The organism is Bacillus sp. FSL K6-1218, assembly GCF_038006445.1.
GTDB lineage: Bacteria > Bacillota > Bacilli > Bacillales > Bacillaceae_G > Bacillus_A > Bacillus_A thuringiensis_S.
Genome location: NZ_JBBOVE010000001.1, coordinates 2,629,968 through 2,647,001, shown reverse-complemented (window position 1 = coordinate 2,647,001; position 17,034 = coordinate 2,629,968). Strand labels below are relative to the sequence as shown.

Here is a 17,034-nt window from a genome sequence, read left to right as displayed (position 1 = left end):
TGAGCGTTTCGTACTAGTGTGTTCTAATTGATTATGGCTATTATTGAGGAAGACATATCAGCGATAATTTATGTCTATTTTGTATAAGTGTTAGCAAGTTCGTTTGCAAACTTGCTAACACTTTTTTGTTTAAATAATTCACACATTTTTTCTTAATATACTGATTATGTTTCCAATTGTGTACTAATGTGTGGGTTTGACTACCCATATTTTAGACAAAATGGACGGTAAGGGTGAGGACAATATAAATATGTCTTTTTCCTTGTATATGTTTATTTCACGAGCTATAAATTTTTTTCAATTCCAAGCATGTGTATCATATTCTTCATTATTACAATAAATGCATTCCACGGTAAAGATAGGGAATTTATATATCTAATATTCATAATTTATGTTATGGTACAATATGTTAATTAATTACAATACTTTCTAAAAGGGGAATACATAATGAAAGCAACGAAACTCATAGCGTTGACAGTGCCAGTTCTATTATTGTTCGGTTGTGGGCTAGGAGATAAAGATTCTACTCCTAAGACTGAAGAAACTAGTAAAGCAATGTTGAAAACTACAATATCTGAGGAACAGTATCCAAGTTACATGTATGAACAATTACTAGATTTTAACTTTAATAAGGATGACATAATAATAGGTTTAGGTTATGCACTAAAAGGTGATGAAAAGTATAAAGAGGTATTCAAAACGGCAAGTATTTTGGATGAAGCTTTAGACCGAATGGAGAACGTAAAAGTACCTGATAAGTATAAAGACACGCATAAACTCATCTTAGAAGGGGTAGAGGATGCAAGAAAAGGTACAAAACCAATATTAGAAGCTAAAGGTAAAGATGTAAAAGAAGTTAGTGTAGTTATTGCGAATAGTTCTCCCCACCTGTTAGGCATGGATAGAGAACAGTGGAAAGAAGCAGTTTATCAATTAGCTAAAGAAAACAAGGATGACTTCTCTAAGGTATATGATAAGAAAGTAGAGGAACATCAAAATAGAAAGAGTAACTCGTAATCAATTATACAACACGATAAGGGAATATAAGAAAATGATGATCCAAAAGGTAAATTATTAAATTTTATTGAAGCTAAATACGAAGTTAAAGAAAAGAAATAATACATACTTAATATTTCTTTTAGGGCGCATCTTCATGAAAGTTGTACGCTCTATATTTAAAGGCTTTTGTTTAATGGGCTTAATTGTAAAGACTTAACTTAAAGCATTATCTAAAAGTAAACATAATATCCCTCCATGACGCTAATGGTACCATTAGCAAGGACAAATTTGAACAACTAGGATATTTATGTAAGTCAGATATAGTGTCTCTTTATCAGTTGCAAGAAAAAAAGTGGATCCCTATTCTCTCACATGGAATCCACTCTTTCTATTTCTACAACTCTATTTTTATACGTTCCTCTTCTTGTCCTTAACAGGACTGCCAGCACTAAATCATTAACATAATTATCTTTAGCGGAAGTTAAAAGTTTTTATTTTCTTACTCAATTAAAGCGCCCGTTAGTTAAAGATTATGGATAATTAATTTGAAAGTGTTTTATCTAAATACACCTTTTCTTTTGGAAAGCCAATCTTCTAAGGCATCTTCGTGTAGTTTTGTGAATAATTTTGGTATTTGGTCTATTGGGAAGTATTTTAAATCCAAAGTCTCAATACCATCTACAGTAAGTTCTCCGCCAATTGGCTTACATTGAAAACAATGAGTGATAGTCTGAGCTTTATCTCCGTTCGGAAACTCACCAGAATATTTAGAGTAGACACCTATAAGATGTTCAACCTCAACATTTAATCCTGTCTCCTCAAATATTTCTCGTTTAGCGGTTTCTTCAAGAGATTCTCCAAGTTCCATAGCACCACCTGGTAGACCCCACTCATTTCTATCTCCCCGTTTTTGTAAAAGAATTTCATTTCGTTCGTTATAAACAATACCTCCAGCAAAATTAAGAAATATTAAATCATGCCCTACTTTTCCCCGGATATAACGAATGTAGTCCTTATTTGTAGTCATAAATTCCCTCCTAATTTATATATAAAATACAAATTAATTATATATAAGGATAGAAGAAAATGGTAACAAAAATGATAATATTCCTTATTCTCATAAGGAATTCGCCCTTTACTTTTTATCAATCTATGCGTTTTTTAAACATTTCTATTCTAATACCTTCATTTCCCGAATCCCCTTTCAAAATAAAGAGAACACCATTTCTTAAAACAATTTTATCGCGGCTCTAAAAATTGGTGTCCTCTAGTTTTCTAGCTGGACGATATTCGAATGTTGTTTTAAATATCCCAATAGTCACTATTAACATCATTAGTATATTTGCTGATTTCCTTCTCTTTCCCACACTTTTCACATTTAAAATAACTAACTATCCCCATCTTACCAGTTTTAAAATTTTCATTGTCATGACTATTAATAAGTTTATATCTTTGTATACATTTAGGTTCTTTTAATTTATCCAACCAATTTCCTAACATAAATTAATCCCTTTCCTCTCGAAGATATTCTTTCTATTCCCATCTTCTTAAGAATACCTCAGAAAATATTTCTAATAAATGTAACTTGGTAGCTTATTTTTCTTTAAACAAAAGGATTATTTTGTTAAAAAATTTATTCCAATTTATAACCACTATCTTTTTCTTATATTTCCCATTAAAATTTAATAGAAATATTTTGATAACAAAGGAGCAACCTATGAAGCATAATATAAATTTATGGTCTTTTATTTTTTCATTCGTTTGCATTGCTTTTTTTCTTGTATATCTTGAAGTATGCACACCTGAAATGAATGCGTCGTTTATAAATATAGTTTATTTTCACCCTTTATTTTTTATACTCATTTTTTCAATAGGAACTTTTTTTGCTGGTATTAAAGGATTCTCTAAAACAGGTAATTGGATAGCAATGCTTAGAAGCATAGTAACAGTTCTGCTAACATTGTTATTATCAGTGTTTTTAACACTAACTTTAATCGTTGGTTATGCATTAAGTTAAACGTAATTCTTCACGAATAAAACTAAATATTACTTCAATACTATATATGACATTAGATTTTCTCTTTGTTCCCCCTTGGAGATGAGCAGTTAGCTTTTGCTAACCGCTCTTATTTTCTACAATTGGTTTCATTTACCTGATGTTTTTAACGTAATATTAAGTTACGATATAAACGAATAAAATATATTTGGCTGTTATACCATTACCCTAGGAAACTAGGGTTTTTATTTCTATAAAATGAAAATTTTATTTTAATTACTCACCCATAGTTTTATATTTTTCAAACATTCCATTCTTCCGGAGAGTATTTACTAGCTGCCTTATCATTGATTCTGTTCTTCCTAATGCTAAAGCGCTTCCCTTCACCTTTCCGAATCCATAATACTTACATATGTAGGCTAATTCTTTCGTTGTATACGGCTTCTTAGGATTCGGATGGTAATCGGGATGGTACTTCATTCGGCCCTGCGCATCATATTGAACTTCCACCCTGATCACTTCCTTTCAAATGAAGTTTTTATTTAGCTACTTGATAAGCTTTACAAACCCATGATTCATCTTCGTCTGCATCATCCGCAAAGAATATTTCTATCTTCAATTTCAAACCATTCTCCATTACGGCCGTCGCCTCAAATACTCCGCTTATATGATCGAATTTCTTGATATCCTCGTCCTCTAACATTCCGAATTCTTCTGGGAGACTATCGTAGAATTTTTCTACTGCATTTTCTAAATCATACTGACTTTTATATGTTTGTTCGTGAATTAACTGGACCACCATTTTCATTCTCCTTTTCTAATAAAATAGCGTTTTTGTTTAGTTTCACTCTAAAAGTAAAATTTTCATTTTTTCATTCAACCAAGTTCATAACATATTCTTTTCCCCCGATAAAATAATGATTAGGTGTCCCATGGGTATTTTATCCATTGGAAATAATACCTTTCACGTACTTACGTATTAGAAACTTCATTTCTGCTTCTTCTGCAATAGCAATTTTATTCACTTTTTTGATACATTTATGAAACATTCACATGTTATCTTCAATATGTTCTATTCTTTTTGAAAAACCATGTGGGAATACCAAAACAAAAAGCCCTAGAGCCCTAACTCTAGGGCTTCTTGTTTTCAAATAAGGATTTTGCTAAAAAACTGCACATTTATTAAGAACATGCATAAAATATAATGTGGTATTCTTTTTCAATATTAATATTTATCCGAGAGCGCCTTGAATGGCGCTCTTTAATTTCCAAATAACATTTTTAGGTAATTACGAGGGCGGATTTTATTATGTTGTACAAGCACTACTTCACTTTATTAAATAGACTATATAGATATCTAAAAGAAGGGAGCTTTAAATTCATATGGCTGATTACTTTTATAAAGATGGTAAAAAATATTATAAAAACCAATCACATTCCAACAATCAAAAAAATAAATGTTTTATTGAAACTCATACGATAGCTGGTTCTGCAGAAAATGCAAATGGAAATATACCTGTGTCAGTTTTCCTTGAAACCACCGCTCCACAAACTGTATTTGAGGATTTTACAAACAATCATAATAAAACATTAATTCAGTTATTCGTTGTCGGTATGAGTGCACCCGTTCAAGTAACTATTCTAACAAGAAGATCTAGCGTACCAATTACTACTACATTACAACCTGTTCAAACAAAAATATTTCAAGTTGAAGATTTTCAAAGTCTTACTCTTACAAAGCAGGAAGGTTCTACTAGTGTAGTTAGTTTATTTGTTCAAAAAACATTTTGTATATGCTGTAACGATAATAACGATTCATGTGATGAATATTACCACGAATGTAATTGATATATTAAATCACCAGAAGAATCCTTTATATAAAGGGTTCTTTTTCTTTTTCTTTTACTCCCCTCATTTTCCCGTTTTTTATTAAAATAACTATTTTATTATGTTTCCTAACTTACAGTAATGTCCTTAAAAAACATTCATATATATTTATCAAACGCACTTTGAAATCCTAGAGTTTCAAATAATTTCAAAAGTCGACTGACCAACAATATTCGACTTATCTTTAAAAACTTATTAAAAATAACTTAGATACAAAAAGGCTACGTTTTATATAAGATAAAAAATTATCTTACGCAAAGGAGCTTGATTATTTGTGAATTACCAAAATGATAACAACTCTAATATTCACAACCCTTGTTCTTGTCCATCTCCCACGGCTAACAGTTTAAATGTTGTTCAAACTACCCCATCAATAGTTTCTGTAAACTCTGCGATTCCACTAGATACCGTGGTAAATTCTAATGGTACGGCAATCTCATTCACACCACCAACAACTGTTTTACTTGAAGGTGGAAGAACCTATTTGGCAATCTATGAAGTGCAAGTTATTATTCAACCAGGAGGTAATTCGGCAGGTATAACTATGTATCTGAATAATAATCCAATCATTGGCTCAGGTACTTCTCTAGGATATACTGCAGGATTCACTTCTGTATCAGCACCCGCCATTTTCACTACACCTCCAGGTATAACAAGTACTCTTACTGTTAATGTAGGACCATATTCTAATACATTAAATACGTTGGGCTTAACTCTTGCTGTTGTAGCATTAACATAATAAAATGTAAAACTCTCTAAAATGATTTTATTTATCCCTTAACTGTCTATTGGGCTAGCCTCTAAGAACTCCACATAACTACATATAGAAAAAGAGCATTATTTGGTTCCATAGTACTAGGTGACTCGGCTAGCACAATTGCTGAGTCACCTATTTATCTATAATAAAATAAAGCTTTTGTTTAATTTATTACTTGTTCTTTTTAATGCATTATTCTATTACAATCCATTTTCATGTTATAATTACCAACAGTACATATTTTAATAGCCACAACAAATCTCATAAATATAGGAGGACCTTAATGATCCTAACTCAAGAAAAGAACATAAAATTAATTATGCATTTTCTTACATTATTATCTTTTTTTATTCTTATTTTCTTTAGTGTCACAATTTTTTATATACCTTTGGTTTTCTATTTTGTATGCAAATCACAAAACATTCGAAAAAATATCCTTGAAGCTGTTTTTTACCAACTATTCATTTGGATAATCACAGTGATTTGGAATCTTTTTATAATAAGAATCTTAATGCTATCTTTATCTAATTTAGACTTGGCTTCAAATAACGCTTTTTTTATTTTCGGGGTAGCTCCTTTATATCTAATACTGTTTCTCTTGTTAATTTTTGGACCTATAAAAGGAATTTTATATGTGCTACAAGAAAAAGACTTTCATTATCCTATTATTTCTAAATGGATTAACAAATAAAAATACGTGTAGAAGAATTCAGAGTTTTACTGAATTCTTTTTTTATGGACCTTTCAAAATCTTTTACATCTTCCTTCATTCCTTCTTTTTAATAAACTTTAAATTTTATTACAAGAACGCTTTTTTAAAATACAATCGCTTGTCTATAAACTTTGTACCTTCATTTCCTTTCCTATGATTACAACATCCTCCTAACAACCAAGTATTGATTATATATCCCATATGAACACCTCTATTTTATTGGCATATACTTTGAAGGAAAAAACATTTCACATTAAACATATACCTACAAACTCAGTTACTAATAATTTATCGGAAATTACTTAATATTCAATTTTTAAAAGGAGGTATTTATGAGATATAATCAAAAATCAAATATGTCCATCTCCCTTTTACTACCGCATGTACTGCCAACATCAGTTTTACAGCCACTTCCCAAATAAACCCTTACCGGAATTACTACACGACCTAGCTCGTCCACTTTTCTTGCAACACCTGTTTTTTCATACCTTACTCTCCTTTAGTGTTTTTATATTTATTTAGAATTTCATCCAAACGTTTCTTATTACGAATGGGTTCTGCTTATCAAGATTTAGATTTAATTAATTGTAATAAATCGGGTGGGGGTTTATACAGAAATGCTTTCAGGGAAAGTTTTATAAAGAAATAAAAAATGCAGTAGTGAAAAAATTAAAATTCATGATTTAAGACATACACACGCAACTATAATATTGAAACAAGGAGTTAACCCTAAAATTATCAGTGAGAGATTAGGTCATACAGACATTTCATTAACTCTTAGGATTTATTCTCATGTTTTACCGAACATGCAGGAAGAAGGAGTAAAAAATTTTGGTAAAAGTACCTTTGGATAGCTAACGTTTGCAGAATGTTTGCATTTTATAACAAAAAGCCAAACAAATCTTGTATTAACAAGGTTTATTCACCTTAACACATGTTATCATGTATAATACATATGTTAAGTAAATTCAGAATAACGAGGCAAATATTATGGACTTTGTTTATATTAATCAAAACGTATTAAATAATCTTCTATACATTTTATGTAGTATATTTGTTTTTTATTTCATATATGATAGCCGGCACTATTTAAAGAAATATAAAATACTACTGATTACCCTTTGTTCTAGTATCCCGCTTATTTTATGTATGCGATACCCTATCTATATGGATGAAAGTTGTATTCATGATTTAAGACAAATTCCGGTCATAATAGGTACGCTTTATGGTGGATTCCCTGTCGGTATCATATTGTTTACAATTTTATTAATTACAAGATTTTTATTTTATGGCTTTAACATGCTGACAGTTGTTGTTTACGGAACAATGTTCATCGTTACAGCACTCGCATCTTCAAAATTTAATACATATAATAGAAAACTTAAAGTAGCTTTTTCCATGTTTTTAACCTTTTTCCTAGCAATATTTACAACTTTAATTGTATTAACTTTATCAGATTTTGAAGTGAATAATTTGTATATTATTTATTTCATGGTATTACCGACTACTTTGATGTTATTTATTGTTTATATAAATGAAGTTATAAAAGATGCTGTATTAATGCGCTCAAAATTAATTAAAATGGAAAAAATGGAGATTGTTAGCCAACTCGCTGCAAGTATATCGCACGAAGTAAGGAATCCTTTAACGGTTGTAAAAGGATTTACTCAGCTTTTAAAAACACCAAATTTAACTCCTGAATCAAGAGACGAATATATTAAACATATACTTGAAGAGTTAAATCGTGCCCAAGAAATTATCGATGATTACTTAACGTTTGCCAAACCTGCTCCAGAAAAATCAGATCAAATTTCAGTAAAACAAGAGTTAAATCGAGTTATTAATATGATATTTCCATTGTGTAATATGAATACGATACATATTACACAGGATTTTTCTGAGGCAGTCATTGTTGGTAATAAACAGCACTTTCAACAATGTTTTTTAAACTTAATAAAAAACAGTATTGAAGCAATGCCTAATGGTGGTACCTTAAATATTTCCTCATCTATCAATAATAGTAAAGTTGAAATACGAATTGAAGATAACGGAGTTGGAATGTCACAGGAGCAAATACATCGATTCGGTGAACCGTATTTTAGTACAAAAACAAAAGGAACCGGTTTAGGTACGATGGTTGCTGTTAAGATTATTGAAACGATGCATGGAAGTTTAAAAATCCGAAGTATCGTTAGTAAAGGAACGACTTTAACGATTACGTTCCCGAAATATAGTAAGAATACGCATTAAAACAAATAAAAAAGGAGCATAGTCGCTCCTTTTTTATTTGTTTCGATACATAAGTATCTTCAATGTTTTTTTAGTTTACATTTGTGAAGACTAATTAAAAATTAGTATCCTCCGCCCCAGCAGCTGCATCCTACAATTATTAATAGAATGAATAACACAACTAATAAAGCGAAACCTCCACCAAAACCACAAGAACCACCGTAACTCATATTTTCTCCTCCTTTTGGTTTGAAAACTAATAGGTAGTTGATCATTTTAACTGGTTCGTATTATACATTATGTGTATATCCCTTTTTTGAGCATGTCTACATAAAAATAAGTAAAAGCACTCGTTTAAAGAGTGCTTTAAAATGGATACCAAAAGTTTTGAAATACGTTTAATTTTAAATATACGGCAACAATGAATATGAAAACACCGGCAAATAAAACGATGAAATCTTTACGTTTCGCCTTACTTGTATAAAACCATGTACGTTTATCCTTCTTTCCAAATCCTCTTAAATCCATTGCATTTGAAACCGTATCTATTCTTTCTAGAGAATGAATGATTAGTGGCCAGAAAATTAAAACACGGTTCTTCATACGAACCCATAAACTTGCTTCTCCTTTTTCAAAAGCCACTCCTCTCGCTTCTTGCGCGTGTTTAATAATTTTATACTCAGACTGGATGTCAGGAATATAACGCAGTGCAATATTTATTGCATATGTAATCTTATAATGAATACCAAGTTTACTTAAACTACTTACAAATTCACTTGGATCTGTCGTGTAAATAAAAAGAAGTGTAAATGGTAATAACGTAAAATACTTTAATGAAAGTGTAGCTGCATAAAATAATGTTTCATATGTAATTTTTGCATATCCAATATGCAAAAATGAAGTATATGATTCAGTTAATTCAGATCCATGAGTTGGTGTAATAAATAAAATCATGACAGAGTTTAATAAACTAAATGTAAATATGAAACTAAAAATAATTAAAATTTTACGAAATGGAATTTTAGCAATTCCAAGTCCGATACACCCAATAATAAATAAAATTAGCAACAACCTAAAATCAAAAAACAAAAAAGTAATCGTCATACAAAAAATAAATAAAAACAATTTCACTACCCCATCCATACGATAAAAATATGTACTATGCACCTTCCTCCCTCCTATTACTATCTAAATAAAGCTCCATAAATTTTTCTGGACATACAATCCCACTAAATTTAACAAGCTTGATTAAAGAACTCTCTCTTAAGTTGGCTCTTTGTAACGTTTCTTGATCGCCAAATACATTAGACACTGTATTATCCGCAATAATTTTCCCTTCATGTAGAACTACTGCACGGTCTGCATATTCTAGTGCGAGATTCATATCGTGAGTGATAAAAACAAATGAGATTCCCTTTTTAGCTAGTTTTTTAATAAACAACATAAATTGTTTATAATGATAATAATCTTGTCCCGCTGTCGGTTCATCTAATATGATAAGCTTAGGATTTGTTGTTAATACAGACGCGATTGTTAATCTCTTTTTTTGTCCATAGCTCAGTGCTTGAATTGGCCAATTACGAAATGGATATAAACCACAAATTTTTAAAGTTCCTTCTACTTTATTCTTAATTTCTTCCTTAGAAAAATTATGTAATGTTAATGTAAATGAAACTTCTTCAAAAACAGTAGGCTGTGTAATCATATGATTTGGATTTTGCATCACGTAAGATATGATTTCCCCACGTTTACGAATAGACCAAGAACTAATATCTTCACCTTTTAACAAGATTTTCCCATTTTTCATTTTGTTTATGCCTATAAGACTATGAGCTAATGTTGATTTCCCTGCTCCATTATGTCCTAACAGTGCCACAATTTCTCCTTCATATATTGAAAGGTTTACATTTTCTAATACTTTTTGTTTATTAGGGTATGAAAATGATAAATTCTCCACTTTAAGTAATTCCTTGTTTTTAGCATTCCCTTTTAATATGACTTGTTTCTCCATCCACTCTTTTATAACGTTGCTTACCTTTTCCTTTTGAAGGTTTTCCATTGGATATATTACGTCATTATTACGATCAAAATGTAATCTCTTTAATGCTTCAATGTAAATAGGCTCTCTTAAGCCAATACATGGTAATATATTTGACGCTAAGATTTCTTTTGGTGTTCCTATTGCAATGACTTTACCTTCATCAATTAATATAACTTTGTCTAAATCCAGCTTTAAAATTTCTTCTATCCTATGCTCGATAATAACAATCGTTTTATTATATTGCTCATGTATATCTTTCATAAGTTCTATCGTATGTAAGGCGCTTAGCGGATCTAAGTTCGCTAACGGTTCATCGAACAATAATATATCCGCATTTGTTGTTAATAAACCAGCAAGAGAAACTGTTTGCTTTTGACCTCCTGATAATTCATGTGGACTTTGTTTATGAAACGTATGCATCTTCACCTTTCTTAATGAGTCCGAAACAATCTTTTTCATGTCATCTTGATTTACACATTCATTTTCTAAATAAAAAGCTACATCTTCTTCTACTGTCAGACCAATAAATTGAGCATCTTGATCTTGCAAAATGGTTCCTACCTGTTTACTTTGCTCAAAAATACTTCCTTCCCTCGGGTCTTTACCGGCAATTAATACGTTACCTGTACTAATCCCTTCATAAGAAAATGGAATTAGCCCATTGATACAATGAGCTAATGTCGACTTTCCTGAACCACTTCGTCCAGCAATTAGCACTTTTTCCCCAGGGTATATATGAAAGGTAATATCACTTAAAGTAGGCTGCGCAGCATGCCCGTATTGAAAGGTGAATTGTTCAAACGAAATAATTGGTTGCATGTTAACATCCCTACTTTTCAATTTTTAAATGTGTATGTTTCTTATTGGATTTTGCCAGGCCAATTGTAAGTGGCAATCCAAGTACTAAGAAAACGATAACATCGGAAATTGTCGCTCCTAATACTTGTATAACAATTTTGTCAAATGGTTCTCCCATCACAATAATATCGAATGCCCCAGCAAATATAATAGCAATGACAATACCAACTAACCCAGTAATTGCTAAATAAGAAATATCCCCCTTGTTAAACGACCCGTTTTTCACACTAAAACCAACTCTTTTTTGAATAAGACCCATTGAAAAACCAATAATACCTGAACTAATAACCCAGCCCCACCAAATACCCCAGCCAGCAATCGTATCTGTTACGGTATGACCGATAAGTCCGATTAACAGTCCTGCCACTGGACCAAATAATGCTCCAAAAACAGTTAATATAGCTAATGCTGGTTTAATAAATGTATTCGGTGCAATAGAAAATCCCCAAAGTCCTAATATCCCGTATAATGCTGCTCCAATACCGATTGCTACTACTAACTTTGTTGATAATTTGTTCATGACAATTCTCCTCTCATATTAGTTAACTTTTATTACTCTATATTTAATTTAAAAATGAATTATGCATCGACACTCCCTTTCTATACAACAAAAAAATGACCTCTTACATAAGAGGTCATTTTCTTTCACGTTCAAGAATCCTCTTATCTTTCAAAAAACACATCGTGTCCTCTGCGGAATTAGCACCTTCCTATAAAATTGCATAGGGGTTGCTGAGGTTTCTTAGGGCCGTTCCCTCCACCTCTCTGGATAAGTATTAATTTGTAATTCGTATTATGGCACTAAAAAATGTAAATTTCAATACTTTTCTTACTATTTTTATTTTTTATTAAACAGTGCATTTAAATCATTGTATTCTTATCGGAATTATGAAATAATAAATTCAAAATCGTTTCGGGAGGAATGCATTATGAAAGTTATTGGTTTGATTGGAGGATTAAGTTGGGAATCTACATCATTATACTATAAACATATTAATACACTTACACTCTCTCAATACGATCAAAATGCAAAGTTAGTTTTATATAGTATGGACTTTGGAGAAGTAACTACTTTATTACAAAACCATCAATATGAAGAAGTGAAAAATGAACTAGTTACAGTTGCAAAGAAAGTTGAAAAATCTGGGGCTGAATGTTTATTAATGTGTTCAAATACCGTACATCTATTTGCCGAGGAGGTAGAACAAGCAATATCTATCCCGCTTCTTCACATTGGTGATGTAAGTGCTAAAGAAATGGTAGAACAGAATATAAAACGTATCGGACTATTAGGAACAAAACAAACGATGGAGCAAGATTTCTATAAATCACGATTAGCGAAATATAACATTGAGACAATTATCCCAAATGACGAGGAAAGAACTTTTATCCATCATGTCATATTAGATGAATTAAGTAGAGGGATCATTTCAAAAACATCTAAAGAAAAGCTATTACAAATTACAAAATCATTAATTCAAAACGGCGCTGAAGGCATATTATTAGGCTGCACTGAAATACCTTTACTCATCTCCCAAAATGATCTTGCTGTTCCCGTTTTTGATACTGCTTTTTTACATGCAAATACTGCTGTGCAATTTGCTGGATAAGAATATACAAGCATAAAGGTGAAAACCTCTATGCTTGTATACAGTTACGACTATTTATCCTGCTTTTTGCGGGCAGTAAAAACCTCAACCGATTAAAGTTTTACTTTATTTAAAAGAGATTCAATAACTATAATTGCTTCTTTTGAACCACCACATTCTATAAAGCTATCATTAAGTTTTCTTATACCATGTTTATACTTTTCATTTGAAAGAACATCTGTTACGGCCTCTTTTAAAGTGTGCACATTAACATGTTCTTTCAATAGTCTATGTGCTGCTTCCAGTTCAGTTAATCTTTGCGCTATCATAGGCTGATCTTTATCATGCGGTATTATTACAAATGGGACATTATAATGAATGGCATCGTGTACGCTATTCATACCGCCATGTGTAATAAAAACATCTGCTTCACTTAATATTTCTGATTGAGGTACGTATGGAGCAATTATAAAATTATCTGGCGCTTGCTTTATTTTTGAAATATCATTTCTATCACCAATTGCCATTACGACTATCCCATCAAAATCTGAAAAAGTATCAATACAAGTATTAAAGAATGGTTCGAGTCCTTCAAGCAGTGTTCCCATTGAAATGTAAATAACTTTCTTCTCTTTAAGTGATTCCAGTGGAAACTTTATATTTGTTTTACGCTTTGAAATACTCGGTCCAATAAAAATGTTATTTTCTCCGAACGATTCGCTATTAGGTTGGAAATAACGACTTGTGTATACGAGACAAACATCACCCTTATTATTCATAAATTGAAGATTATTCTTTGGTTTTACTCCAAATTTATGTTCCATCTGATTTAGTAATTTTTCAGAGATTTCCTCTGGTTGGAATAGCATATCTGCATTTGGATGAAAAGGTAATGTCTTCAAAAACTCTGAAGGAATTAAAAATATAGGTGAGGAAACTACACCTGGAACTTGTAAATACTCCTTTACTAACTCTCCCGCACCAAATATATCATAAATTACGAAATCAAAATTTATGCTTTCACATAATTGTTTCGTAATTTCTAATATATATAAAGAAGTTTGAACATGCACATGAAAGAAAGCATTTAACCCAGATAAGCTTTCAGCATCAATAGAAATCTCCTTTAATAGATCCGGATGAGTATGTACAGTAGCTCCTAAATCTTCAATTCTATCCTTAAAGTTTGCCGTTGTAATATAATGTACGTGATCCCCTCGTTCAGTAAAGGCTTTTACTAAATTTAATGTAGGGTTTACATGTCCTTCTGCTGGAAAATTAACCACTAAAATATTTAGCACTTATTCCTCACTCCTTACATTTCACTGTTTTAATTAAGCATACTGTTATTTGTACAAGTAATCTTCCCCTAATAGTCCTAATATGCTTGCTACATTATGTTGATAAATAATTTTCAGTCATCAACATAAAAAAAGCATCTACCTATGTAGATGCCTAACCGTGATAAGGAGTGTTCTGTGAGGTTAGAACAAGCGTTTCTGCTTGTCCTATGCTATCAATATATGATTTATTTTATAAAACGTGAATAGTTAATAGAATTATTTTAGCCCATTAAAATAAAAAAAGAGTTATTAATAAATATAATCCCAATTATTATTATGATATAGCTACATATATTCCTCAAATATTTTAGAATAAACGGCTTCATATATACCTCATTTCTAATCTATTCCCAGATAAAAACGCCTCTAGTTCACATGAATGCTAGAGACGTTTCGTACATTTTAATTCTCTTTAGAGTCATCTGTTTTTGGCGCTTCACCATTTAATCGCTTATTTTTCAAATCAAAATAAGCATCTAAAACTTCTTTTCCAATATCGGAGTTAATGCCCGATTTATCATTTTCAACCCACGGTACTACAACAGAAAATGCTACTTCTGGATCATCATATGGCGCATATCCAGCTAATGTTAAGTTATAACATTCTCTACGATCGCCTTTCTCATTTCGCCCAATATCATTTTCTCCGCCATATACAGTTTGTGCGGTCCCTGTTTTACCAGCTGGTTTATATGGTGCTTTTTGGAACGCTCTTACTCCCGTTCCATCTCCTTCTTGAAATACTTTTCTAAACCCTTCTTTTACTTGATTAATATATTCTTGTTTCATATCGATTCTATTTAAAACAACGGGTTCTATTGATTGTACTACTTTACCAACCTCATCTTTTTGAACGGTTTGTTCTCTAATCTCTTGAACAATTTGTGGTTTCATTCGATACCCTCCATTTGCGATAGTCGAAATATATTGCGCAAGCTGAAGTGGTGTATATGTATCATATTGTCCAATAGAATAATCTAATAAGAAACCAGGCTGATTATCTTTTCTTCCGATTTGTCCTGCAGTTTCATTTGGTAAATCAATACCAGTTTGTACGCCTAGTCCAAATTGCCTGAAATAATATCTCATTTTATCAAAATATTCTTGTTTAATATCTAGTGAACTATTTTTCACATAATCCACGCCAGCAATTTTTAATGCTATATTAAACATATAAACGTTTGAAGAAACTTGTAACGCTCTTAGATCGTCTATATCACCAAAATTTTTCCAAGACTTCTTCTCCTTAGTTCCTTTAAACTTCATAGGTGCATCATAAAAATGTGTTCCAGGAGTTATTGCATTTGTTTCGAACCCTGTTAACACTGTCGCACCTTTAACCGTTGATCCAAGCTCATAAGAACTAGTCAGCGTGCCTAAAGCATAATCTTCTACTTCCATTTTCCCGTCTTTTTCTACAAGCTTTTTCCCAGCCATTGATAATACTTGGCCATTTTTCGGATTCATCATTACTACGAAAGCACGGTCTAACATTGATTCTGATCCTTTATATTGTTTTAATATTTTTTCTATGCTCTCTTCAACTTTTTTCTGTAATTCCATATCAATTGTTAAAGTTAAATTCTTTCCGCTTTTTCCTTCCGAAACCGTTTCCGTTCTCATTGTATTACCTTGTTTATCAGCAATACTTCTTACTTCTTTTTTCGTACCATGAAGTACATCTTCATATTGCTGTTCGATATAACTTTTGCCGACCCTATCATTTCGGCTATAATCACGCACTAAATAATAATCTAATCTTTCACGTGGCAATCCTTCATCAGCATTTGAAACGTTACCAAGAACAGAACGGAATAGCCCATCATTTACATAGATTCTCTCCCAATCAACTGATGCGTCTACCCCTGGAAGCTTCGCTAAATTTTCACTAATCACCGCATATTCCTGTTCACTAACGTCCTTTTTAATAATTTGAGGTGCCATTTGAAAACCTGAGGTCATTTTACTTTTAATAGCTAACACTTCTATATCTTTAGCCGTTAGTTCTTGAAGGTTTTTATCTGTAACGCGCTTCCTTTTTAAATCTTCTATTTTTTTGTCTAGTTCTTTTCCGGTAATATCCTTATCTCGAAATTTATCTATTTCTTTTTTTGATACTAAGTCTTGTGTAAGTTCTGGATTTAATTGCATCCAAAAGTCTTTCTTATCAGTCTCAGTTAACTTAGCTATATCTTCTTGCGGCATTTCAATAATGTCTGCAAGTTGTCTTGCTGATTTTAATATTTCTTCTTGTTTTACACCTTTCACCTTTGTATATGTAATCGTACGTAAAGACTTATTATCAACTACTGGATTTCCTTCACGATCAAATATTTTTCCACGTGGTACAGAAAGACCCACGGTTGTATTTTCTCTCTTCTCTACTTCATTTTTATATGTTTCTCCATCAAAAATTTGCACTTTCCCTAACTGAATAACGATGCCAGAAAATAATAAAAATACACAAAGGAATAAAATATTTAACCGGAGAGGTACTACTCTACCACTTTTCTTCTCTTGCTTTTTCACCTTGTCATAATCTCCTCCTTACAATATTCCAAATAATAATCACATTTCTATATTAAAAGTAATGTACAATTTCTATACATTGCTTTGTACAAAT

General features: G+C 31.4%; 17 protein-coding genes, 2 pseudogenes and 1 riboswitch. Of the genes and pseudogenes, 8 read left to right on the top strand and 11 right to left on the bottom strand.

Annotated elements, in window-relative coordinates; genetic code table 11:
- The first annotated feature begins 447 nt into the window (after positions 1-447).
- Positions 448-1,017, top strand: a complete 570-nt coding sequence (locus tag MHI26_RS13390; RefSeq protein ID WP_061667044.1) for a hypothetical protein — start codon at positions 448-450, stop codon at positions 1,015-1,017.
- Between the two features lie 538 nt (positions 1,018-1,555).
- On the opposite strand, the gene MHI26_RS13385 is transcribed toward MHI26_RS13390, so the two are convergent.
- Together MHI26_RS13385 and MHI26_RS13380 are read right to left on the bottom strand one after the other, a co-directional pair.
- Complete coding sequence (locus MHI26_RS13385; RefSeq protein WP_000210489.1) at positions 1,556-2,026, bottom strand: NUDIX hydrolase; 471 nt, start codon at positions 2,024-2,026, stop codon at positions 1,556-1,558.
- Between the two features lie 275 nt (positions 2,027-2,301).
- Positions 2,302-2,499: a hypothetical protein gene (locus MHI26_RS13380; RefSeq protein ID WP_061667043.1), complete on the bottom strand. Its 198-nt coding sequence runs from the start codon at positions 2,497-2,499 to the stop codon at positions 2,302-2,304.
- A gap of 217 nt (positions 2,500-2,716) precedes the next feature.
- Here MHI26_RS13380 and MHI26_RS13375 point away from each other — a divergent pair, with 217 nt between their 5' ends.
- Positions 2,717-3,016 (top strand): hypothetical protein, encoded by a 300-nt coding sequence (locus MHI26_RS13375; RefSeq protein ID WP_061666074.1) that lies wholly within the window; start codon positions 2,717-2,719, stop codon positions 3,014-3,016.
- 255 nt (positions 3,017-3,271) lie between these two features.
- Here the strand turns inward: MHI26_RS13375 and MHI26_RS13370 are convergent, their stop codons facing one another.
- Positions 3,272-3,505, bottom strand: coding sequence for a hypothetical protein (locus MHI26_RS13370; RefSeq protein WP_000453751.1), 234 nt, complete (start codon positions 3,503-3,505; stop codon positions 3,272-3,274).
- A 28-nt stretch (positions 3,506-3,533) separates the two neighbouring features.
- Positions 3,534-3,797: a hypothetical protein gene (locus tag MHI26_RS13365; RefSeq protein ID WP_000261437.1), complete on the bottom strand. Its 264-nt coding sequence runs from the start codon at positions 3,795-3,797 to the stop codon at positions 3,534-3,536.
- A 581-nt stretch (positions 3,798-4,378) separates the two neighbouring features.
- Here MHI26_RS13365 and MHI26_RS13360 point away from each other — a divergent pair.
- The 5 genes and pseudogenes from MHI26_RS13360 (at position 4,379) to MHI26_RS13340 (ending at position 8,601) form a co-directional block, all read left to right on the top strand.
- Positions 4,379-4,843 carry a hypothetical protein gene (locus MHI26_RS13360; protein WP_061665842.1) on the top strand — a complete coding sequence of 155 codons (465 nt, stop codon included), beginning with the start codon at positions 4,379-4,381 and terminating at the stop codon, positions 4,841-4,843.
- A gap of 313 nt (positions 4,844-5,156) precedes the next feature.
- The gene (locus MHI26_RS13355; RefSeq protein WP_001109251.1) at positions 5,157-5,621 is read left to right on the top strand and encodes a hypothetical protein; all 465 of its coding nucleotides are present in this window, start codon (positions 5,157-5,159) and stop codon (positions 5,619-5,621) included.
- A gap of 301 nt (positions 5,622-5,922) precedes the next feature.
- Positions 5,923-6,330, top strand: a complete 408-nt coding sequence (locus MHI26_RS13350) for a DUF4870 domain-containing protein (protein WP_061665843.1) — start codon at positions 5,923-5,925, stop codon at positions 6,328-6,330.
- 565 nt (positions 6,331-6,895) lie between these two features.
- Positions 6,896-7,205 (top strand): annotated as a pseudogene (locus MHI26_RS13345) (tyrosine-type recombinase/integrase); the annotation flags it as partial.
- A 136-nt stretch (positions 7,206-7,341) separates the two neighbouring features.
- Positions 7,342-8,601, top strand: a complete 1,260-nt coding sequence (locus MHI26_RS13340) for a sensor histidine kinase (RefSeq protein ID WP_061665844.1) — start codon at positions 7,342-7,344, stop codon at positions 8,599-8,601.
- A 101-nt stretch (positions 8,602-8,702) separates the two neighbouring features.
- Here the strand turns inward: MHI26_RS13340 and MHI26_RS13335 are convergent, their stop codons facing one another.
- The 4 genes from MHI26_RS13335 to MHI26_RS13320 all read right to left on the bottom strand — a co-directional run bounded on the left by MHI26_RS13335 (position 8,703) and on the right by MHI26_RS13320 (position 11,999).
- Positions 8,703-8,810, bottom strand: coding sequence for a YjcZ family sporulation protein (locus MHI26_RS13335; RefSeq protein ID WP_000120182.1), 108 nt, complete (start codon positions 8,808-8,810; stop codon positions 8,703-8,705).
- 136 nt (positions 8,811-8,946) lie between these two features.
- Positions 8,947-9,747: an energy-coupling factor transporter transmembrane component T family protein gene (locus MHI26_RS13330; RefSeq protein ID WP_061665845.1), complete on the bottom strand. Its 801-nt coding sequence runs from the start codon at positions 9,745-9,747 to the stop codon at positions 8,947-8,949.
- Positions 9,740-11,440 carry an ABC transporter ATP-binding protein gene (locus MHI26_RS13325; RefSeq protein ID WP_061665846.1) on the bottom strand — a complete coding sequence of 567 codons (1,701 nt, stop codon included), beginning with the start codon at positions 11,438-11,440 and terminating at the stop codon, positions 9,740-9,742. Before MHI26_RS13325 ends, MHI26_RS13330 begins: the two co-directional genes overlap by 8 nt.
- A 10-nt stretch (positions 11,441-11,450) precedes the next feature.
- Positions 11,451-11,999 carry an ECF-type riboflavin transporter substrate-binding protein gene (locus tag MHI26_RS13320; RefSeq protein ID WP_001038210.1) on the bottom strand — a complete coding sequence of 183 codons (549 nt, stop codon included), beginning with the start codon at positions 11,997-11,999 and terminating at the stop codon, positions 11,451-11,453.
- 140 nt (positions 12,000-12,139) lie between these two features.
- Positions 12,140-12,255, bottom strand: a riboswitch (SAM riboswitch).
- Positions 12,256-12,408: 153 nt separating this feature from the next.
- On the opposite strand from MHI26_RS13320, the gene MHI26_RS13315 reads away from it, so the two are divergent.
- Entirely contained in the window at positions 12,409-13,089 is a 681-nt protein-coding gene (locus tag MHI26_RS13315; protein WP_000864395.1) for an aspartate/glutamate racemase family protein, read from the top strand.
- A gap of 92 nt (positions 13,090-13,181) precedes the next feature.
- On the opposite strand, the gene MHI26_RS13310 is transcribed toward MHI26_RS13315, so the two are convergent.
- The 3 genes and pseudogenes from MHI26_RS13310 to MHI26_RS13300 all read right to left on the bottom strand — a co-directional run bounded on the left by MHI26_RS13310 (position 13,182) and on the right by MHI26_RS13300 (position 16,940).
- Positions 13,182-14,369 (bottom strand): macrolide family glycosyltransferase, encoded by a 1,188-nt coding sequence (locus MHI26_RS13310; RefSeq protein ID WP_000932140.1) that lies wholly within the window; start codon positions 14,367-14,369, stop codon positions 13,182-13,184.
- Positions 14,370-14,638: 269 nt separating this feature from the next.
- A pseudogene (locus MHI26_RS13305) lies at positions 14,639-14,737 on the bottom strand (signal peptidase I); the annotation flags it as partial.
- Between the two features lie 76 nt (positions 14,738-14,813).
- Complete coding sequence (locus tag MHI26_RS13300; protein ID WP_000743787.1) at positions 14,814-16,940, bottom strand: peptidoglycan D,D-transpeptidase FtsI family protein; 2,127 nt, start codon at positions 16,938-16,940, stop codon at positions 14,814-14,816.
- Positions 16,941-17,034: the final 94 nt, after the last annotated feature.